The sequence below is a fragment of the Variovorax sp. NFACC27 genome (genome assembly GCF_048301545.1).
Lineage (GTDB): Bacteria > Pseudomonadota > Gammaproteobacteria > Burkholderiales > Burkholderiaceae_C > Variovorax > Variovorax gossypii.
Map to the genome: position 1 here is coordinate 3,410,347 of NZ_CP157613.1, position 20,461 is coordinate 3,430,807.

Consider the following 20,461-nt stretch of genomic DNA (forward strand, 5'->3'; position numbering starts at 1 on the left):
AACGTCTTGGCTAGTTGCGGCTAGGCGGCCTTGAGCGTCGTGATTTGTGCGTTCGCGGCAAGTTGGCCCAGGTAATTCGCCCAGCGCTGCATCATGTCCTTGCGCTTGTCCATGAACTCCGCGCGGTCGTAGGCAGCGCCCAGTGGTCCGCTCTTGCCGTGAGCAAGCTGTGCCTCAATGACGTCGGGCGAAATGCCGTGCAGCTGTTCCGCCATGACTGTGCGGGCCATAGCGCGAAATCCGTGGGCGGTCATTTCGTCGTTCGTGTACCCCAGCCTCCGCAACGCGGCGTTTATGGTGTTCTCGCTCATAGGCCGTTCTCCTGTACGGATGCTGGGGAACACGTACCTGCCATGCCCCGTCAATGGCTCAATTTCCTCCAGTGTCTGCAGTGCCTGCTTCGCCAGTGGCACGAAGTGGGGACGGCCATTGAGCTTTTCATGAAGCCTGCGCTTCATGTCCTGCGCAGGGATGGTGAGCATGGCGTTTTCGAGGTCGATCCAGGTCCATTCCATCGCGCGGATGTTGCCGGGGCGCTGGAAGAGCAGGGCGGACAAGAGGAGGGCGGCACGGGTGATTGGCTGCCCGCTGTAGCCATAGATGGCGCGCATCAGTTCGCCCACTTTCTGGGGCTCCAAGACGGCGGCCATGCTCTTGGTGAGCACTGGCTGCAGCGCCCCGTGCAGGTCCGGCGCCGGATTGCTCGCGCACCGGCCCGTCTGCACACCATACCGGAATACTTGTCCGGCACACTGGCGCAAGGTGTGGGCCGTCTCGATGGCCCCCCGGCTCTCGGTGCGCTTTAGCGCGTGCAGAAGATCTTTGGCCTGGATCGAGGCGATGGGCAGCTTGCCGATGTAGGGGAACAGGTCCTTTTCCATGATGCGCAGCCAGCGCTCCGAATAGGATGTGCTCCAACTGCTGGCCTTGGTGGCGTGGAACTCCCGCGCTAACGCTTCGAAGGTGTTGGCCGCTTCCACCGCGCGGGACAGTTTCTCTGCGCGCTTTACAAGCCCGGGGTCGACGTTGTCGGCGAGCAGTTCACGCGCCTTGTCGCGCCGCTGCCTTGCCTTTGCGAGCGAGACCGCAGGATAGACGCCCAGGGCCAGCGTCTTCGCCTTGCCGCTGAAGCGGTAATCCAGACGCCAGTATTTGCCGGCCGATTTGACGCGCAGGTACATGCCGCCACCATCCGCATAGCGCTCGCCGATCTCGGTGCCCTTGTGCTTCACCTGCCTCACGAAAGTGTCTGTCAGCATTGGGTTTTTCTCCTTGCTGTCGGTATCTGGCTTCGGTGGCAGGGCAGATACCTGCAAAAGTACCGACAAAATACCGACAAGACATGCTATGCCTCGATCCGACTTGGGGCAAAGAAAAACCCGCTTCTCCTCGAAGGAGAGCGGGTTTCGGGGCAATCTGGAACGGTTTGGGAATGAAGCTTGGCCTGCCCGGAGGGGATCGAACCCCCGACAACCTGCTTAGAAGGCAGGTGCTCTATCCAACTGAGCTACGGGCAGATTTGAGGCCGAAGAGAAGCCAGGAAAATCAACGACTTAGACGCCTTTGCTTCCGGGCTGGCCGCGGCGGATTCTACCCAGTTCCAAGGCACGACTCGCTCTGCAAGGCGCATCGCCGACTCTGCTTCGGAGCCAAAACGAAAAATGCACACAGCCCGCTACGTGACTGTGTGCATTTCGATTTTTTTGGTCGGGGCGAAAGGATTCGAACCTTCGACCCTCTGGTCCCAAACCAGATGCGCTACCAGGCTGCGCTACACCCCGACAAGCCTTCTATTCTAGCCCGGATAAGGGGCCTTTCAGCGCTTCTGGTACTGCGTCTTGCCGAAAAGAATCTCGCGCTCCTTGTCGCCGGTGATCGGCTGGCGCAGGTCTGCCAGCACTTTCACACCCCGCTGCACGGCCGGGCGGGCGGCGATGCCGTCGAACCAGTCCTTCAGATAAGGGAAGTCGGTGAGGGTGATGCCCTGGTTCTCCCAGCTGCGCAGCCACGGGAAGATGGCGATGTCGGCAATCGAATAGCTCTTGCCGGCGATGAACTTGTTCTTCGACAGCTGCTTGTCGATCACGCCGTACAGGCGCTTGGCTTCGTTGCTGTAGCGGTCGATCGCGTAGGCGATCTTCTCGGGGGCGTAGATGCGGAAGTGATGCGCCTGTCCGAGCATGGGGCCGACGCCGCCCATCTGGAACATCAGCCACTGCAGCACGTCGTAGCGCTCGCGGTCGCCGGTGGGCAGGAACTTGCCGGTCTTGCCTGCCAGGTAGACGAGGATGGCGCCCGATTCGAAGAGCGAGATCGGCTTGCCGTCCGGACCGTCGGGGTCGGTGATGGCGGGGATCTTGTTGTTGGGGCTGATCTGCAGGAAGTCGGGCGCGAACTGGTCGCCCTTGCCGATGTTCACGGGGTGCGCGCGATACGGCAGCTCGCACTCCTCCAGCATGATGTGAATCTTGTGGCCGTTCGGCGTAGGCCACGAGTAGACCTCGATGGGCGATGCGGGCATGTTGTCTGGCGCTCCGGTGATGGGCTGTGTTTGATGGGAGCCCGCCAGCTTATACGTGCGACTCCAAACGCGCGCAGGCGCGGGAATTCGCCGTCTGCCTGGCCAAGTCTCAGCCGACCTGTCTTTCATGCACGTTGCACCACATCCAGCTTTCGCCCGGCTCGAGCGAACGGATGACGGGATGACTTTCCGCGTGCGAATGCCTCGTCGCATGACGGTTCTTCGACGAATCGCAGCAGCCGACGTGACCGCAATGCACGCACAGGCGAAGGTGCACCCAGGTGTCGCCGGTCTTCAGGCAGTCTTCGCAGCCGCGTTGATGCTGTGCATGGGGCTGCGCGATCTCGGTGGGCACGTGCTCGCAGGACTTGATGGGCAACTTTCGACTCCTTGTTGTTCGGGGTGACTGGTCGTGCCTCAAGCCACTGCCGAGGCCTGAGACAGATGCTGGTGAATCAACGCGACCGCCGCCGCGCCTTCGCCGATGGCGCCGCCCACGCGCTTGACCGAGCCCGAGCGCACGTCACCCACCGCGAACACGCCCGGCACGCTCGACTCGAGCGGCGCGGCGGGCCGGGCCGGAAAGCCGAGGCTGGCGGCCGTGCCGGTCAGCACGAAGCCGTGCTTGTCGACCGCCACGCCGCAGCCCTCGAGCCATGAAGTCTCGGGCTCTGCGCCGACGAAGAGGAAGATGTTGCGCGCCGCGCAGTCATGTTCGTTGCCGGATGTATGACAGCGCCATGTCGCGCCGGTGAGCCCTTCGTCGGAGCCGCCGTGCAGGCGAATGAGCTCGGTGTACGGCTGCAGCGAGATGTTCGGCGTGGCTTCGATGCGGTCGATCAGGTAGCGCGACATGCTGGCCGCGAGCGACGGTCCGCGCACCAGCACGTTGACCTTCGCCGCGTGGCGCGACAGGAACACCGCAGCCTGGCCGGCCGAGTTGCCGCCGCCGACCAGCGCCACCTCCTGGCTGGCGCAGATCTTCGCTTCGATCGCCGAGGCCCAGTACCAGATGCCGCGGCCTTCGAATTCGGCAAGACGTGGAACGTCGGGGCGGCGGTAGCGCGCGCCGCTGGCTATGACCACCGTGCGCGCGTGGATCGTGCGGCCGTCGGCCAGCGCGATGGCCAAGCTGTCCATCGGATTGTTGCGGGAGCAGTCGAGCGAGACGACCTTGGCCGGAATCAGCATCTCGACGCCGAATTTCTGGGCCTGCACGAAAGCGCGGCCCGCCAGCGCCTGACCGGAGATGCCGGTGGGAAAGCCCAGGTAGTTCTCTATGCGCGCGCTGGCGCCGGCCTGGCCGCCGAATGCGCGGCAGTCGAGCACGATCACGCGCAGTCCTTCGGACGCCGCGTACACCGCGGTCGCCAGGCCGGCGGGGCCGGCGCCGACGACAGCCACGTCGAAGAGTTCGTTGCGCTCGGCGGTATCGACCATGCCGAGGCAGCGGGCCAGCGCTTCGTCGCTCGGATTGACCAGCACGGAGCCGTCGGGGCATACGGCCAGCAGCTTGCAGGCGCCGTACTGCGTGAGCAGCGCGGCGGCGTCGGGGTCTTCGGCGGCGTCGACCAGGTGATATGGATAGCCGTTGCGGCGCAGGAAGTTTTCCAGCCGCGCCATGTCGGGCGACTGCGGCTGGCCGATCAGCACCGGCCCGCTGGCGCCGGATTCGATCAGCGCCACGCGCCGCAATATCAGTGCGCGGGTGATCCGCTCGCCCAGGTCTGCTTCGGCGACGAGCAGCGCCCGCAGTTGCGCGGGGGACACGAGCAGTGCCTCGACGTCTTCGTCGGCATGGCCGTCGACCAGGGCAGGGCGGCCGCTCAGCTGGCCGACTTCGGCCAGAAACTCTCCCGGCCCCTGCCGGACGATGGGAACCACGTGGCCGAGACCGTCGCGTTGCGTTACTGCGACGACGCCTTTCAGCAGCACGAACATGCCGGGGCCGGTTTCCCCCGCAGTGAACAGCCTCGAGCCGCGCGCGAACTGCTGCACGGTGCCGAAATGCGCAATGCGCGCAATCTCCGTGTCACTGAGTACGGGGAAGGTCTGGTGGAGGCGGCTGTTGTCGGTGCCGTTGGCATTGGTCGTGGCCATGGGGAAACTCCGTTTCGAAAAACCACCGCATTAGACGACGAAGCCCGCCCGAGCGGTTACAGGCGTTTCGGTAGCGGCTGCGGGCTGTAACAGCGTCACGTGCCTGCAATGTTCCTGACATGCCCGCTTCATCGCAGGTGCGGAGACTCCCTCGGCAGAAAGGGTTTCCCCATGAAAGAACTGCCCAACCCGACGTTTCCGCTTTCGCAGATCGGGCTGCGCGCGGCCTTGTGGCCCGCTCCTGCAACCGCCACCTCGACCGCTGCCGCCCGCACGTCGGTGCCCCAGGCTCCCGCGGTCATCCTGCCGCAGGCCATCGAGTCCAAGCAAGGCATCACCGTGGGCTGGGCCCGTCACCTCGACGACGTGCGCGCCGCCCAGCGTCTTCGCTACGACGTCTTCGTCGGCGAAATGGGCGCCCGGGTCTCGTCGCCGGTAGCCGGCCACGACATCGACCTGTTCGACGATTTCTGCGAGCACCTCCTGGTGCGTGACGAACTGACCCAGCAGGTCATCGGCACCTACCGCGTGCTCACGCCGGCGCAGGCTCGCCGGGTCGGCAGCACCTACAGCGATACTGAATTCGACCTCACCCGCCTGCGCGACCTGCGCGAGCGCATGGTGGAACTGGGCCGCAGCTGCGTGCACCCCGACCACCGCCAGGGCGGCGTGATCCTCGCGCTCTGGGGCGCTCTGGCAGGCTTCATGCACCGCAACAAGCTGGACACGATGATCGGCTGCGCGAGCATTCCGATGTCACACAACGGTGTCACAAATGGCGATGCGGCAGCCAGCATCTGGCGCCAGGTGTCGGCAAAGCACATGGCGCCGATCCAGTACCAGGTGCAGCCCCGCCTGCCGCTGCCGGTTGAACGGCTCGACAGCACGCTCGATGTGGAGCCCCCGGCGCTCATCAAGGGCTACCTGCGCCTGGGCGCGAAAGTGCTCGGCGCGCCTGCCTGGGATCCGGATTTCAACGCAGCCGACCTGCCGATGCTGATGCGCATCGACGATCTGCCGGCGCGTTACCGCAAGCACTTCCTGGGCGCATGAAGCCGGCGGCCGACCGGCCCGAAACCGGGCCGCTCGCTTCGTCATCTGGCGAGGGCCGCCAGCAGATGGCTGGAGCAACTGCGTCACAAAGCAGTCACGGAACTGTCACAAGAGGGGCTGACACTGTCATATTTCAGCCTACGTTTCCTCCTGTGTCGCCTGCTGCAGAATCAGTGCCCATGCCATCCGCCCCCGCAGAATCGTCCCTCGACGTTGCGGCACCCGCGTTCACATTGCTCGATCGCGACCACAGCATTCTTTCGTTCAACGAGCGTGTGCTCGACTGGGCGCATCGCAAAGAGGTGCCGCTGATCGAGCGCTTGCGCTATCTGTGCATCGTCTCGTCGAACCTCGACGAGTTCTTCGAAGTCCGTGCCGCGCCTCATCTGATCGCGGGCAGCGCCGGCGACCACAAGGGCACCTACACGGTCGAGTCGTTCGAGCGGCTGGCCGAGGCGGCCCACAAGCTGGTGGCACGCCAGTACGCGCTGTACAACGACGAGCTGATGCCGACGTTCGCAACGCACGGCATCCGCATCATTTCGCACGGGGAGCGCAATCCGGCCCAGCGCAAGTGGGTCGCCGAGTATTTCGAGCGCGAAGTGCGCCCGCTGCTGATTCCGGTCGGCCTCGACCCTGCACATCCGTTTCCGCAGGTGGCGAACAAGTCGCTCAACTTCATCGTGAGGCTGGGCGGCAAGGATGCTTTCGGGCGCGAAAACCCGATCCAGATCGTCAAGCTGCCGCGCGTGCTGCCGCGCCTGATCAAGATGCCGGCGAAGGTGTCGGAGGGCAAGACGCTTTTCGTGGCGCTGTCCAGCGTCGTGCGGGCGCACCTCGGAAGCATGTTCCCGGGGCGCGAGGTGGGAGATTTCTCGCAGTTCCGGGTCACGCGGCATTCCGACCTTGCGGTGGACGAGGAAGACGTCAAGAACCTGCGCACCGCGCTGCGCCAGGGGTTGCAACACCGGCACTACGGTCAGGCCGTGCGGCTCGAAGTCTCGGCAAGCTGTGCCGAGTCGCTCGCGAGCTTCCTGCTGGCACAGTTCAACCTGCCGCCCGAGGCGCTCTACCGCGTGCACGGGCCGGTCAACCTGGCCCGGCTCACGCAGCTGGCCGATCTGCTCGACGAGCCTCAGCTGCGCTTTCCGCCTTACCGTGCGTCCTACCCGGTCACGCTGTCTTCCGGGCAGTCGTTCTTCGAACAGCTGCAGCGCGGCGACGTGCTGATCCACCAGCCCTTCGAGAGCTTCGAGGGCGTGCTGGCCTTCCTGCGAGAGGCGGTGCAAGACCCGCAGGTGCTGGCGATCAAGCAGACCATCTATCGCACGGGTGCCGACTCGGAAATGATGGACTTGCTGCGCGAAGCCGTTCGCCGGGGCAAGGAAGTCACGGTGGTGGTGGAGCTGAAGGCGCGCTTCGACGAAGAGGCGAACATCAACTGGGCTGAAATGCTCGAATCGATCGGCGCGCAGGTGGTGTACGGCGTGGTCGGCCTGAAGACCCACGCCAAGATGCTGCTGGTGACGCGGCGCGAGGGAAAGCAGCTGCGCCGCTACGGCCATCTTTCCACCGGCAACTACAACCCGCGTACCGCCCGGCTCTATACCGACATCAGCCACCTCACGGCCGATCCGCTGCTGACTGCCGACATGGAGGCGGTGTTCGTGCACCTGGCAAGCCAGAGCCGGCTGCCGAAGCTCAACCGAATGTGGCTGGCGCCGTTCGACCTGCACAAGAACGTCATCGCCCAGATCGATGCGCTGGGCGTGGCCGCTGCGGCCGGCCAGCCGACGCGCATCGTCGCCAAGATGAACGCGCTGACCGACGACGAGATCATCGCCTCGCTGGTCCGCGCCGGTCAGAAGGGCGTGAAGATCGACCTGATCGTGCGCGGCGCCTGCACGCTGCCGGCGCAGGTACCGGGTGTGACGGACAACATCCGGGTGCGCTCGGTGATCGGCCGTTTCCTGGAGCATTCGCGCGTCTTCTATTTCCGCAATGGCGAGGAAGAGGCGCTGTACCTGTCCAGCGCCGACTGGATGAACCGCAACATGATGCGCCGCGTCGAACTCGCCTGGCCCGTGACCGACCCCGGACTGCGCCAGCGCCTGATCGACGAATGCCTGGTGGCCTACCTGCACGATGGCCGCGATGCCTGGGACCTGGGCGCGGACGGTACCTACACGCGCGTCGACCACGACACGCATTCGGGCGAGGCGGGCGCATCGCCCGTCGTCGAAGCCCATGGCGCGCAGGCGGCGCTCATGAACCGCTACGCATCACGAGGGCATCTCAGAGATGCATCCAGCAACTGAAGATCGAAAGACGATGACCATGGACTTGATCTTCTGGCGTCACGCCGAAGCCGAGGACTGGACCGAGGGGTGCGACGACATGCAGCGTTCGCTTACCCCGCGCGGCGAAAAGCAGGCCAAGCGGATGGCGGCCTGGCTGGACCGTCAACTGCCGGACGGCACGCGCATCATCTGCAGCCCCGCGCGGCGCTGCGAGCAGACTGCCCTGGCGCTGGGCCGCAAGTACAAGCTGCGTTCGGAGCTCGCTCCCGACACCACCGCCGAGGCGCTGCTCGGCGCGGCCGGCTGGCCCAATGGCAAATCGGTGGTATTGATGATCGGCCATCAGCCGTCGGTGGGGCAGGCGATCTCCCTGTTGCTCGGCCTGAAACAGGACAGCTGCCCAGTGCGCAAGGGGGCGTTGTGGTGGATCCGCACGCGCGAGCGCGACGGCGACGTGCAGACCGTCGTGGTGACGGTGCAGTCGCCTGAATTGCTCTAACTGCTCTAACTGACTGGATAGTGGAGGGGCTCAGCAGCCGCTGAGCTCCACGCGCCAGTTGCTGGTTTTCTGCCAGGCCAGCACTTCCTCGCGCAGCAGGTGCGCCGATTGCGGATACGCATCCGCCCAGTCCGGCGCACAGGCGATGGTGAAAGCCCGGGCACCCAGTGCCGCGAGATGCAAAGCCTCCGGATCCGGGTCGCGCCGCGCATGGCAAAGGATTACGGCGAGCCGCAGGGACAGCAGCTGCATCACGAAGGTTTCGTCGTCCAGGGAGGCCTCGAGCTTGCGCAGCTTGCCGCGCTGGCCCAGCACCAACTGGCCGAGCGCATGCAGCTCGTTGACGGCAAAGCCCGGTGCATCGGTGTTGTCGAGGATGTAGGCGCCGTGCTTGTGATAGTCGCTGTGCGACACCAGCGTGCCGATCTCGTGCAGTTGCGCCGCCCATCCGAGCTTGCGCAGCGCGCGGCCTGCCCGGTTGGTCGTGCTGCCGCCGCGCGCAGCGGGCGAAAGCTGCACGAAAAGGGCAGCGGCGGTCTCGCCGACGCGCCGGGCCTGTGCCGCATCGACCGCGAACCGGTTGGCGAGCCGCGCCACGGTGGTGGTGCGCATGTCGGCAACGCTCTCGTCGCGCTCGAGCAGCTCGTAGAGCACGCCGTGGCGCAGCGCGCCCTGGGCGACTTTCATCTCGTCGATGCCGAGCAGGTCGAACACCGCGCGCAGCACGCTGAGCCCGCCGCCGATCACGGCCTTGCGGTCCTCGCGCATACCGTCGATGCGCAGCTTTTCGGCGCTGCCGGCCTTGAGCAGGCGGTCGAGCAGCCAGTCGAGGCCCTCGCGCGTGACCAGGCCGGGCTCGCCGCCCGCCGCAGCGAGCACGTCGCCGACCGCGCCGATGGTGCCCGAGGCGCCGTAAGCCACGTCCCACTGGTCGCGGGTGTAGCTGCCGAGCGCGTCGTCCAGCACGGCCTTGGCGGCGACTTCGGCGGCTCGGAAGGCGGACTGGGTGAAGAGCCCCTCGCCGAAGTGCTTCATCGACCAGGCGACGCTGCCGACCCGGTACGACTCCATGCGGTCGGCTTCCAGGGCATGCCCGATGATCATTTCGGTGGAGCGCCCCCCGATGTCGACCACCAGCCGGCGCTCACGGTCGGAGGCGTCGTTGTGCGGCAGCATGTGCGCCACGCCCTGATAGATAAGGCGGGCTTCCTCGCGCCCCGGGATCACGTCGATGCCGAAACCCAGGATGGTGCGCGCACGCAACAGGAATTCTTCCCGGTTGCGGGCTTCGCGCAGGGTCTGCGTGGCGACGGCCCGTACCTGCGAGCGCTTGAAGCCCGCCAGCCGCTCGCCGAAACGGGCGAGCGCATCCCAGCCGCGCTGCATGGCCTCGGTCGTGAGGTTGCGTGCGCTGTCCAGGCCGTTGCCCTGGCGCACCGTCTCCTTGAGGTATTCGGTGCGGTGGATCTGGCCGTGGTCGACCTGTCCGATTTCGAGCCGGAAGCTGTTGGAGCCCAGGTCGACTGCTGCGAGGCGGGTGCCGTTTTGCATGTGGTTCTGAAGGGAGAAGGCGGGGAGTCTTTATGTTTGATCGTAGCGCCGTGACAGGGCGCCCCGCCTTCTGGATCGCCCGATGGCGAGTCCCGGGAGGCTAGGCGCATCGCATGACGGTTATGTGACAGCGTCACACGAATCACCGGCGGGAAAAAGGCATTTTCCCTCGACAGAGGGGTGTCACACCGATGTCACAGAAGCTTTCTAGAGTCCGTCCCAAGCCCGAAAAGGGACTACTTCTTACTTCTAAAAGGAAGCTTCATGAAAACGACGTTCAAATTTGCAACAGCCGGTCTCGTGGCCGCGGTGTTCTCCATTCCCGCCTTCGCACAAGACGTGACCGGCGCCGGCGCCAGCTTCCCGGCACCGCTGTACGCCAAGTGGGCCTCCGATTTCAACAAGGCCACCGGCGTCAAGATCAACTACCAGTCGGTCGGCTCGGGTGCCGGCATCAAGCAGATCGAAGCCAAGACCGTCGATTTCGGCGCTTCGGACGCTCCCCTGAAGGACGACGAACTCCAGGCCAAGGGTCTGATGCAGTTCCCCACTGTCATCGGTGGCGTGATCCCCGTGGTCAACATCCAGGGCGTCAAGCCCGGCGAGCTGAAGCTCAACGGCCAGGTCCTGGGCGACATCTACCTCGGCAAGATCACCAAGTGGAACGACCCCGCCATCAAGGCGCTGAACGGTTCGCTGAACCTGCCCGACGCCGCCATCGCCCCGGTTCGCCGTGCCGACGGTTCGGGCACCAGCTTCCTGTTCACCAACTACCTGAGCAAGGTCAATGCCGAGTGGAAGACCAAGGTCGGCGAAGGCACGGCCGTGAACTGGCCCACCGGCGCGGGCGGCAAGGGCAATGAAGGCGTCGCCGCCTTCGTGAATCGCCTGCCCAACTCGATCGGCTACGTCGAATACGCCTACGTCAAGCAGAACAAGATGACGTACGCCCAGATGCAGAACGCCGCCGGCACCTTCGTGTCGCCCGACGACTCGGCATTCAAGGCCGCCGCCGCCGGCGCTGAATGGAGCAAGAGCTTCTACCAGGTGCTGACCAACCAGGCCGGCAAGGACGCATGGCCCATCACCGGCGCAACCTTCATCCTGATGCACAAGGTGCAGGACAAGCCCGCCAACGCGACCACCGTGCTCAAGTTCTTCGACTGGGCCTACAAGAGCGGCGACAAGACGGCCGACGAGCTCGACTACGTGCCGATGCCCGACGCCGTGAAGACCGCCATTGCGAAGGCATGGGGTGACGTGAAGGACTCGTCGGGCAAGGCCGTCGCGTTCAAGTAAACCTACCCATCAGTCCAGGACGGCGCGCCCATGAGCAACTCTTCGCTCCAGGACGCGCCGCTTTCGTCTTTGCCGGAGCGACCCGTGTCATCCACCTTTCCTGCCGCCACCACCTCTCTCGACCTCGCGGCCGAGCGCGGTCGTGCCACCGCACCTCCGCCGCCCGTGAAGGCACCGCGCTCAGGCCCGATGGCCGACCGGCTGTTCGGCTGGGCCGCCAAGGGCGCCGCCTTGCTGACGCTCGCGATGCTCATCGGCATCCTGCTGTCGCTGGTTGCCGGTGCATGGCCCGCCATTTCCAAGTACGGCCTCGGTTTCCTCACGAGCAGCGTGTGGGATCCGGTCAAGGACGAATACGGCGGCCTGGTCATGATCTACGGCACGCTGGCCACCTCGTTCATCGCACTGGTGATCGCCGTGCCGGTGAGCTTCGGCATCGCGCTCTTCCTCACCGAACTTTCCCCAAGCTGGCTCAAGCGCCCGCTGGGCACGGCCATCGAACTGCTCGCAGCGGTGCCCTCCATCGTGTACGGCATGTGGGGCCTGCTGGTGTTCGGCCCTATCCTGTCGACCTGGGTGCAGCAGCCGCTGCAGAAGTTGCTCTCCGGCGTGCCGTACCTTGGCGCGCTGGTGTCCGGCCCGCCCGTGGGCATCGGTATTCTTTCGGCCGGCATCATCCTCGCGATCATGATCATCCCGTTCATCGCCTCGGTGATGCGCGACGTGTTCGAGGTGACGCCGCCGCTGCTCAAGGAATCGGCCTACGGCCTCGGCTCCACCACCTGGGAAGTCGTTTCCAAGGTGGTGCTGCCCTACACCAAGGCCGGCGTCATCGGCGGCATCATGCTCGGCCTCGGCCGGGCGCTGGGTGAAACGATGGCCGTCACGTTCGTGATCGGCAACATGAACCAGCTCAACTCCCTTTCCGTGTTCGAGGCTGCCAACAGCATCACCTCGGCACTCGCCAACGAATTCGCCGAAGCCGGCGCAGGCCTGCACCAGGCTGCGCTGATGTACCTCGGCCTCGTGCTGTTCTTCATCACCTTCGTCGTGTTGTCGCTCTCCAAGATGCTGCTGGCCAAGATGAAGAAGAGCGAAGGAACCAAGTCGTGAGCACCGCCCAGAACCTTCTCGTGGCCAAGGCATTGGCCGAAACGCGCCAGGCCAAGTTCGCCGCGCGCAACCGCGTCAACAAGATCGCTCTCACGCTGTCGCTCGCCGCAATGGCCTTCGGCGTGTTCTGGCTGATCTGGATCCTCTGGGAAACGCTGCGCCAGGGCGTGGGCGGCCTCGCCATCGCTACCTTCACCCAGATGACGCCGCCGCCGAACGAGGCGGGTGGTATCGCGAATGCGATCTTCGGCTCGTTCGTGATGGTGATGCTGGCCACCTTCGTGGGTACTCCCATCGGCATCATGGCCGGCATCTACCTGGCCGAGTACAACCCCAAGGGCTGGCTCGCTTCGGTCACGCGCTTCGTCAACGACATCCTGCTGTCGGCGCCGTCGATCGTGATCGGCCTGTTCGTCTACGCCGTGGTGGTGGCCTACTTCAAGACCTTCTCCGGCCTCGCCGGCGCAGTCGCGCTTGCGCTGATCGTGATTCCGGTGGTGATCCGCACCACCGAGAACATGCTGCAGCTGGTGCCGCCGGGCCTGCGCGAAGCTGCCTATGCACTCGGCACGCCGAAGTGGAAGGTCATCACCAGCATCACGCTGCGCGCTGCCCGTGCAGGCGTGGTCACCGGTGTGCTGCTGGCCGTGGCGCGCATCGCCGGCGAAACCGCGCCGCTGCTCTTCACCGCGCTGAACAACCAGTTCTGGACCGCCGACGTGAGCCAGCCGATGGCCAGCCTGCCGGTCACGATCTTCAAGTTCGCGATGAGCCCGTACGAGAACTGGCAACAGCTGGCATGGGCCGGCGTGTTCCTGATCACGATTGCCGTGCTTGCCCTCAACATCCTGGCGCGGGTACTGACGCGCAACAAACATTGAACCCGGAAGAAGACAACAACATGCCAAACACAGTTGCACAACCGTCGCGCTCGAAGATCTCGGTCAAGGACCTGAACTTCTACTACGGCAAGTTCCACGCGCTCAAGGGCATCAATCTCGAGATCCCCGAGAACAAGGTCACGGCCTTCATCGGTCCCTCGGGCTGCGGCAAGTCGACCCTGCTGCGCACCTTCAACCGCATGTTCGAGCTCTATCCGGAGCAGCGCGCCGAAGGCACCATCGCCCTCGACGGCGAGAACCTGCTCACCTCCAAGCAGGACGTGGCACTGATCCGTGCCAAGGTCGGCATGGTGTTCCAGAAGCCCACGCCGTTCCCGATGTCGATCTACGACAACATCGCCTTCGGCGTGAAGCTGTTCGAGAACCTCTCGGCCAGCGAAATGGACGATCGCGTCGAATGGGCCCTGAAGAAGGCAGCCCTGTGGACCGAAGTGCGCGACAAGTTGCAGCAAAGCGGCTCCGGCCTCTCCGGTGGCCAGCAGCAGCGTCTTTGCATCGCCCGCGGCATCGCGATCAAGCCCGAAGTGCTGCTGCTCGACGAGCCGTGCTCGGCGCTCGACCCGATCTCGACCGCGAAGATCGAGGAACTGATCGCGGAGCTCAAGAACGAATACACGGTGGTCATCGTGACGCATAACATGCAGCAGGCCGCCCGCTGCAGCGACTACACCGCCTACATGTACCTCGGTGACCTGATCGAGTTCGGCGCGACCGAACAGATGTTCTTCAAGCCGCAGCGCAAGGAGACCGAGGACTACATCACTGGCCGTTTCGGTTGAAGTCAAAGGAGACAACATGACCGAGAAACATCTCTCCAGCCAATTCGACAGCGAGCTCAACGGCGTTTCGTCGCGCGTGATGGAACTCGGCGGCATGGTCGAGTCGCAGATCAACCAGGCCGTGTACGCACTGCTGCAGTTCGATCCCGAGGCGGCCAACCGCGTGATGGAAACCGAGCATCGCGTCAACGCGATGGAGATCGACATCGACCGCGAGCTGTCGTCGATCATCGCGCGCCGCCAGCCGACCGCACGCGACCTGCGCCTGCTGATCGCCATCAGCAAGACGACTGCCAATCTCGAGCGCGTTGGCGACGAGGCCAACAAGATCGCCCGCATGGTCAAGTCGATCATCGAGAGCGGCGCGGCCCGGCAGCTGCCCACGACCGAACTGCGCATCGCCGCCGACTTGGCCGCGGGCCTGCTTCGCAAGGCGCTCGATGCCTTCGCGCGGCTCGACACCGCGGCGGCCGTGTCGATCCTGAAGGACGACGACCTGATCGACAAGGAGTTCGACGGGTTCGTCCGCAAGCTGGTCACCTACATGATGGAAGACCCGCGCACGATCTCGGCCAGCCTGGACCTGCTGTTCCTGGCCAAGGCCATCGAACGTATCGGCGACCACGCCAAGAACATCGCCGAATTCATCATCTACATCGTCAAGGGTGCCGATGTGCGGCACACTTCGATGCAGGAAATCGAGTCCGCGCTGCAGTAACAACCGCGGCAAGACTCCAAAGAAAGCATGAAGAAACCCCGAGTCCTGATCGTCGAAGACGAGTCCTCGATCGCCGAGCTGATCGCCGTCAACCTGCGCCACAACGGCTTCGAGCCGATCTGGTCGGAAGATGGCGCCGCAGCCCAGCGCGAGATCGACGCCTTCCTGCCCGATCTGATCCTGCTCGACTGGATGCTGCCCGGCCAGAGCGGCCTGCAGCTCGCGCGCCAATGGCGCAAGGACCCGCGCACCAAGGCCATCCCGATCCTGATGCTGACCGCGCGCGGCGACGAACCCGACAAGGTTGCCGGCCTCGATGCCGGTGCCGACGACTACATCACCAAGCCGTTCTCCACCCAGGAAATGCTGGCCCGCATCCGCGCAGTGCTGCGACGCCGGGCGCCTGAAGTGGTCACTGAGCGTGTCGAGATCGGCGAGCTGGCCCTTGATACCTCCACGCACCGCGTGACCTGGCAGGGTGGCGCTCTGAAGGTCGGGCCGACCGAATTCAAGCTGCTGGCCTACCTGATGCAGCATGCCGAGCGCGTGCACAGCCGGGCGCAGCTGCTCGACAAGGTGTGGGGCGACCACGTCTACATCGAGGAGCGCACGGTCGACGTGCACGTCAAGCGCCTGCGCGAATCGTTGGGCGCGGCGGCTCCCATGGTCGAGACTGTCCGCGGAGCGGGCTATCGCCTGACCGCCCAAGTCACGGTTTGAGCGCCGTGGCTTCCCTTGGCAGCGGGCGCGGATAATCGCCCGCCATGCCGTTCCGTATTGCTACTTTTTTAATAGCATCCCTCATCATAGGAGCGGGTGCTGTCGGCATTTTTGGCTGGAAGTTCGGGTGGCTGGGCGCGTGGCTGGGCGCCGTAGTCTGGCTCGGGCTGGATGCCTGGCGTGCCGAGCGGCTGATGCGTGTATTGCGCAACGACGCCAGCGGCCTGCCGTCGCGCGGCGCGGGCGTGTGGGGTGAGCTGGCGGAGCGCATCCGCAAGCTGTTGCGCGACCGTGAGCAGCAGACCCGCCAGGCCGAAGATCGCCTCCAGGAGTTTCTCGCGGCAATCCAGGCGTCGCCCAACGGCGTGGTGCTGCTCGACGAGCAGGGCCGGATCGAATGGTGCAACCAGACCGCGGCAAGCCAGTTCGGCATCGATGCCGAGCGCGATCTGGCGCAGCACCTGGCCAACCTCGTGCGCGACCCGGCCTTCGTGGCCTACCTCGCGTCCTGGAACTACAGCCGCGACGTGGTCATCGACGCGTCCGGACTCGGTCACGGCCACCAGCGCGGCCACCCCGTGCGGCTGTCGGTGCAGGTGCATCCCTATGCGGGCAACCGTCGGATGCTGCTCACGCGCGACATCACGGCGCTGGAGCAGGCCGAGGCGATGCGGCGCGATTTCGTGGCGAACGTGTCGCACGAGATCCGCACGCCGTTGACGGTGCTGGCGGGCTTCGTCGAGACCCTGCAGAACCTGCCGCTCGATGCGGATGAGCGCACGCGCTATCTCTCCCTGATGGGGCAGCAGTCGCATCGTATGGAGACGCTGGTGAACGACCTGCTGACGCTGTCGCGGCTCGAAGGCAGTGCGCCGCCTTCGGGCAACCAGTGGATTCGCATCCGTGCGCTGTTTGCGCAATGCGAAGACGAGGGCCGGGGCCTGTCGGGTCGCCTGACGCCTCAGGGCCATCGGCTGTCGTTCTCCGTCGATGCCGAGTCCGAGGTGTCGGGCGCGCCGACCGAGTTGCAGAGCGCGATGTCGAACCTGCTGAGCAATGCCATCCGCTACACGCCCGGCGGTGGCGAGGTGGCGGTGAGCTGGAAGGTGCTGCCCGACGGGCGTGGCGAATACGCCGTGAAAGACACCGGCCCGGGCATTGCCGCCGAGCACATTCCGCGGCTGACCGAGCGCTTCTATCGTATCGATCGGAGTCGCTCGCGCGAAACCGGTGGCACGGGGCTGGGGCTGGCGATCGTCAAGCACATCGCCCAGCGGCACGGCGCGGAACTGCGCATCGAAAGCACGGTGGGCAAGGGCTCCCGCTTCGCGCTGGTGTTCCCGGCGGCGCGTGTGCGTGAAGCGCGTGTGATGGCCAAGTAGGCCGTCGGGCACTTCACTCTTCGTTCGTTCTTTCTTTCTTTCTGGCTATCTTGCGCGCTGACGCATCGTCCAGCGCAGCAGCACGCCGAACAGCAGGGCGGTCAGAGCCAGTGCGGCGGCGCTCATGATCCAGAACGCCAGAGGCGACTGCATGGCCGCCCAGGGGCCGAGGCCGCGGTAGGCGAGGAGATAGCTTCCGCCAAGGCCCACGCCCCACAGCATCGCGCAGTAGATCACCAGTGGCGCCAGCGTGACCCGGTAGCAGCGCAGCACGAACACGCAGAAGGTCTGCACCGCGTCGGCGAAGTGGTACAGCGCCACGGCCAGCAGCAGCGCACCAGCCATCGCGATGACTGCCGGGTTGTCGGAGTACACGTTGGCGAGCTCGTTGCGCAGCACGGCCATGACGGCGGCATAGAACAGCGCGCATACGGCGGTCAGCTCGAAGCCCTGGCGGCAGGCGTGCCGCGCCTTGGCTGCATCGCCCGCGCCGAGCCAGAAGCTCACGCGGGCGCTGGTCGCGATGGCCAGCGACAGCGGCGTCATGTAGGCCACGGCCAGCAGGTTCGATGCGATCTGGTGCGCCGCCGCGGCAGCGGTGCCGAGTCGCGCGATGAACAGGGCCATCAGCGTGAACGACGTGACTTCGACCAGCACCGCCAGGCCGCCCGGCACGCCGAGCCGCGCGAACTTGCGGATCTGCTGCCAGTCGGGGGCCTCGATGCGTTTCCAGAGCCCGTAGTCGGCATAGAACGGCCGGCTGCGCAGCAGCCAGATGGCGCAGCCGAGCATGGTCCAGTTCACGCACAGCGTGGCCCAGCCGCAGCCCACGAGGCCCATGGCCGGCAGGCCCGCGCCGCCGAAGGTGAACCAGATGGACAGCGGCAGCTTCACGACCAGCGAGCCAAGCTGCAGCCACGTCACGAGCTGGGGCCTGCCCAGGCTCTGGTTGAGCGTGCTGAACAGGCGGAAGAGCAGGGCGGGCGCCAGCGCGAAGGCCAGCACGGCGAGGTAGGCCTCGACTTCGCCCCGCATGTCCGCCGGCACCTGGGTCCATTGGAGGACCGAACCGGGCAGCAGCAGGATCACCATGCCGACCATGATCGCAATGGCCGCCAGGTACAGCGATTGCCGCACTGACCGGCCCACCTCGCCGCCGCGCCCGCCGCCGTGGAGTTCGGCCCAGATCGGCAACAGCGCCTGCAGGACGCCCATCAGCGAGACGTAGACGCTGACGAAGACCGCGGCGCCGACCGACAGCGCGGCCAATGCATGTTCGGAGTAGCGGCCCGCGATGATGGTGTCGGTCACGCCGAAGGCCATCACGGCCAGCTGGCCGACGAGCACCGTGCCGGCGTGCCGCGCGATCAGAGCCCGTTCGCCCCTCACTGCTGCGTGATCTTCTGGTAGAGCAGGAGGTCGTCGGCCGCGCTGCTGGGGCGTCGCAGCGTACCGGCAAAGCGCCACTGGTCGAAGGGAATGATGGTGTGCAGGCGCTCGATCGTTTCGGGGCTGGCCAGCAGCCACGGGCAGTCGGTGCCCAGCAGCAGCGGTTGCACGTTGAAGTTGCCGTGATGGCGCAGCGCGGCGATGTGCGGGCGGCTGAGCGCGAGTTCCGCGATGCAGCGCGGCTGGCCGACCCGCTCGGCCACGGCGCGAATCTGCGGCACGTAGCTGCGCGCGTAGTCGATGGGCGGAAGCCACAGCGTCATCAGCAGCATCCAGCACAGCGCCGTGCCGCCGGCCGGCAGCACCAGCGTCTTCCAGAGCGCGGCGCGATGCCGCCCCGTGCGCCAGCGCACCAGCCAGCACCAGGCGATGGTCGCAGCCACGGCCAGGGCCACGGCAATCGGCGAGAACTCGGGAACGAAGCCGGGCACCAGCCGCGCGACGCTGGCCGCGGGCTTGGGCGGTACGCCCGTCTGCATGGCGATCCAGTAGATCCAGCCCAGCACCGCGAGGCCGCTGAAGAACAACACGTTGAACCAGTCGATCAGTGCCGCCGCGCTGCGCCGGAAGGTGGGCAGGGCGAATGCCGCGAGCGTGGCGAAGGCAGGCAACGCCAGCAGAAGCGAACGGTCGGAGTAGTCCGTGGTCCAGGTGGCGGCCAGCGGCACCACCGCGAACCAGAAGGGCAGCGCGACGTGACGGGCCGTGAGCTGTCGCCGCCAGCGCCACAGCGTCCAGATGGCGAGCGGCCAGACCGGCCACGTGAACCACACCAGCAGCTTGGCCTGGCTGCGCACGTCGCCGACAAGGGAGCCGCCGAGTACGGTGATCTTCCACGTGGGCAGCTTCAGGCCGAACACGAGCACGGCCGCCAGCACGGTGATGCCGATCATCGTGAGCAGGGCGCCGAGCGTGTAGCCGGGGCCGCTGTCTTCGTCATAGGCGTTTTCGCTCTCGGACTGCGCGGCAAGCCGGCGCTCGTAGGCGATGTACAGCACGCTGCCGACAGCCAGCGCCAGTCCGACCGTGGGCGCACCGCTCAGCGTGATGCCGATGGTGCCCACGGCCAGCGCGATCACGGGGCCCGTGCGGCGATAGGGCAGGGCGGCCACGCCGTAGAAGAGGTGGGAGGCGAAGAAAAGCTGCGCCAGTGCGGGCGTGGTCTCGTGGCCTAGTTGCGCGAGACCGAGGCAGGCGATCAGCGCCAGCAGGCCGCCGTCCGCGATGGCGCGAGCGTAGTCCGTCGGGCGGGCCTCGCCACCGAATGCGAAGGCCACCGGCTGGGCGCGTGAGGTGCGGGCCAGGTAGTACACGGCGTACCAGGTGGCCGTGAAGGTGCCCCATAGCAGGAACGCGAACGCGATGCGCACGGCCAGGTCGGGGTTCAGCCACGAGGGCGCGATCTTGATCGCCAGGGCGCCGATCCAGTACGGGATCAGCGCGGGCGTTTCCGGGCGCAGGCCCAGCAGCATCGGGTCGAACCAGCGCGCGATGCCTTCGGTGCTGCGAGCCAGCTCGGCCATGTAGCCGAAGGCCGTGATGTCGGCGCTCTTCCAGGGGCCCCGGCCCACCAGCCCCGGCAGCAGATACGCCGCGCACAGCAGGAGCAATGCGATGCGCGGCAGCCGGCGCACGGCGCTCTGGGCAACGATCGCGGGGGTGGGCTGGTTCAAGTGGCGGGAGAAGGCTGGATTAGGAAATAAAAAGGGCAGCGCGGTAAACCGGGCTGCCCTCGACGCAAAAGCGCGTACCTTACTTCGAGGCGGCGCCGGTGGTCTTGCCGAAGCGGTTGCGGAACTTCTCGACGCGGCCGCCCATGTTGTCGACCGACTTCTGCGTGCCGGTGTAGAACGGGTGCGATTCGCTGGTGGTATCGAGCTTGAACAGCGGCAGTTCACGACCGTCGTCGGTCTTGCCCATTTCCTTGGTGTTCGCGCACGAACGGGTCACGAACTTGAAGCCGTTCGACATGTCGACGAACAGGACTTCGCGGTAATTCGGGTGAATGCCTTCTTTTGCCATGGTGTTTCCTTTTGCGCTTTTGGAATCAATGCGCGGTCGATGCGAGAGCCACC

18 protein-coding genes and 2 tRNA genes are annotated in these 20,461 nt (G+C 65.7%); 10 read left to right on the forward strand and 10 right to left on the reverse strand.

The features are described 5' to 3' along the window. Nucleotides 1–20: 20 nt before the first annotated feature. The 6 genes from ABL840_RS15950 to ABL840_RS15975 all read right to left on the reverse strand — a co-directional run bounded on the left by ABL840_RS15950 (nucleotide 21) and on the right by ABL840_RS15975 (nucleotide 4,621). Nucleotides 21–1,259: a tyrosine-type recombinase/integrase gene (locus ABL840_RS15950; RefSeq protein WP_093195560.1), complete on the reverse strand. Its 1,239-nt coding sequence runs from the start codon at nucleotides 1,257–1,259 to the stop codon at nucleotides 21–23. A 181-nt stretch (nucleotides 1,260–1,440) separates the two neighbouring features. Then, nucleotides 1,441–1,517: transfer RNA gene (locus tag ABL840_RS15955), tRNA-Arg, on the reverse strand. Between the two features lie 187 nt (nucleotides 1,518–1,704). After that, nucleotides 1,705–1,781: transfer RNA gene (locus tag ABL840_RS15960), tRNA-Pro, on the reverse strand. Between the two features lie 35 nt (nucleotides 1,782–1,816). Beyond that, nucleotides 1,817–2,521: a glutathione binding-like protein gene (locus ABL840_RS15965; RefSeq protein WP_093195559.1), complete on the reverse strand. Its 705-nt coding sequence runs from the start codon at nucleotides 2,519–2,521 to the stop codon at nucleotides 1,817–1,819. Between the two features lie 109 nt (nucleotides 2,522–2,630). Beyond that, on the reverse strand, nucleotides 2,631–2,900 hold the full coding sequence (locus ABL840_RS15970) for a UBP-type zinc finger domain-containing protein (protein ID WP_093195558.1): 270 nt from the start codon (nucleotides 2,898–2,900) through the stop codon (nucleotides 2,631–2,633). Nucleotides 2,901–2,938: 38 nt separating this feature from the next. Then, complete coding sequence (locus tag ABL840_RS15975; RefSeq protein WP_093302509.1) at nucleotides 2,939–4,621, reverse strand: FAD-dependent oxidoreductase; 1,683 nt, start codon at nucleotides 4,619–4,621, stop codon at nucleotides 2,939–2,941. A 171-nt stretch (nucleotides 4,622–4,792) separates the two neighbouring features. Here ABL840_RS15975 and ABL840_RS15980 point away from each other — a divergent pair, with 171 nt between their 5' ends. From ABL840_RS15980 to ABL840_RS15990, 3 genes are read left to right on the forward strand one after another with little or no spacing between them, the layout of a single operon-like run. Next, nucleotides 4,793–5,674 carry a GNAT family N-acetyltransferase gene (locus tag ABL840_RS15980; RefSeq protein WP_093195556.1) on the forward strand — a complete coding sequence of 294 codons (882 nt, stop codon included), beginning with the start codon at nucleotides 4,793–4,795 and terminating at the stop codon, nucleotides 5,672–5,674. Beyond that, entirely contained in the window at nucleotides 5,671–7,992 is a 2,322-nt protein-coding gene (ppk1, locus tag ABL840_RS15985; RefSeq protein ID WP_093302512.1) for a polyphosphate kinase 1, read from the forward strand. Before ABL840_RS15980 ends, ppk1 begins: the two co-directional genes overlap by 4 nt. A gap of 19 nt (nucleotides 7,993–8,011) precedes the next feature. Further along, entirely contained in the window at nucleotides 8,012–8,473 is a 462-nt protein-coding gene (locus tag ABL840_RS15990; protein ID WP_176947504.1) for a SixA phosphatase family protein, read from the forward strand. 30 nt (nucleotides 8,474–8,503) lie between these two features. Here ABL840_RS15990 and ABL840_RS15995 read toward each other — a convergent pair whose 3' ends face one another. Beyond that, nucleotides 8,504–10,024, reverse strand: coding sequence for a Ppx/GppA phosphatase family protein (locus ABL840_RS15995; RefSeq protein WP_093302515.1), 1,521 nt, complete (start codon nucleotides 10,022–10,024; stop codon nucleotides 8,504–8,506). A 264-nt stretch (nucleotides 10,025–10,288) separates the two neighbouring features. Here ABL840_RS15995 and pstS point away from each other — a divergent pair, with 264 nt between their 5' ends. From pstS to phoR, 7 genes are read left to right on the forward strand one after another with little or no spacing between them, the layout of a single operon-like run. Then, nucleotides 10,289–11,323, forward strand: coding sequence for a phosphate ABC transporter substrate-binding protein PstS (pstS, locus tag ABL840_RS16000; RefSeq protein ID WP_093195552.1), 1,035 nt, complete (start codon nucleotides 10,289–10,291; stop codon nucleotides 11,321–11,323). 30 nt (nucleotides 11,324–11,353) lie between these two features. Continuing rightward, on the forward strand, nucleotides 11,354–12,436 hold the full coding sequence (gene pstC / locus ABL840_RS16005) for a phosphate ABC transporter permease subunit PstC (protein WP_093195551.1): 1,083 nt from the start codon (nucleotides 11,354–11,356) through the stop codon (nucleotides 12,434–12,436). Then, a complete protein-coding gene (pstA, locus tag ABL840_RS16010) occupies nucleotides 12,433–13,317 on the forward strand; it encodes a phosphate ABC transporter permease PstA (protein WP_093195550.1) in 885 nt (294 codons plus the stop codon). Before pstC ends, pstA begins: the two co-directional genes overlap by 4 nt. 20 nt (nucleotides 13,318–13,337) lie before the next feature. Beyond that, entirely contained in the window at nucleotides 13,338–14,117 is a 780-nt protein-coding gene (pstB, locus tag ABL840_RS16015) for a phosphate ABC transporter ATP-binding protein PstB (protein ID WP_021007056.1), read from the forward strand. Nucleotides 14,118–14,133: 16 nt separating this feature from the next. Next, nucleotides 14,134–14,835: a phosphate signaling complex protein PhoU gene (gene phoU, locus ABL840_RS16020; RefSeq protein ID WP_019653047.1), complete on the forward strand. Its 702-nt coding sequence runs from the start codon at nucleotides 14,134–14,136 to the stop codon at nucleotides 14,833–14,835. Nucleotides 14,836–14,862: 27 nt separating this feature from the next. Further along, nucleotides 14,863–15,555 (forward strand): phosphate regulon transcriptional regulator PhoB, encoded by a 693-nt coding sequence (gene phoB, locus ABL840_RS16025; RefSeq protein ID WP_007836652.1) that lies wholly within the window; start codon nucleotides 14,863–14,865, stop codon nucleotides 15,553–15,555. Between the two features lie 44 nt (nucleotides 15,556–15,599). Beyond that, nucleotides 15,600–16,937 (forward strand): phosphate regulon sensor histidine kinase PhoR, encoded by a 1,338-nt coding sequence (gene phoR / locus ABL840_RS16030; RefSeq protein WP_170217042.1) that lies wholly within the window; start codon nucleotides 15,600–15,602, stop codon nucleotides 16,935–16,937. Between the two features lie 45 nt (nucleotides 16,938–16,982). On the opposite strand, the gene ABL840_RS16035 is transcribed toward phoR, so the two are convergent. From ABL840_RS16035 to ABL840_RS16045, 3 genes are all read right to left on the reverse strand, one after another. Then, nucleotides 16,983–18,326: an MATE family efflux transporter gene (locus ABL840_RS16035; RefSeq protein ID WP_093302519.1), complete on the reverse strand. Its 1,344-nt coding sequence runs from the start codon at nucleotides 18,324–18,326 to the stop codon at nucleotides 16,983–16,985. Beyond that, a complete protein-coding gene (locus ABL840_RS16040) occupies nucleotides 18,323–20,059 on the reverse strand; it encodes a hypothetical protein (RefSeq protein ID WP_093302522.1) in 1,737 nt (578 codons plus the stop codon). The genes ABL840_RS16035 and ABL840_RS16040 overlap by 4 nt, the downstream gene beginning before the upstream one ends. Before the next feature lie 79 nt (nucleotides 20,060–20,138). Continuing rightward, entirely contained in the window at nucleotides 20,139–20,408 is a 270-nt protein-coding gene (locus ABL840_RS16045; RefSeq protein ID WP_019653042.1) for a type B 50S ribosomal protein L31, read from the reverse strand. Between the last annotated feature and the right edge of the window lie 53 nt (nucleotides 20,409–20,461).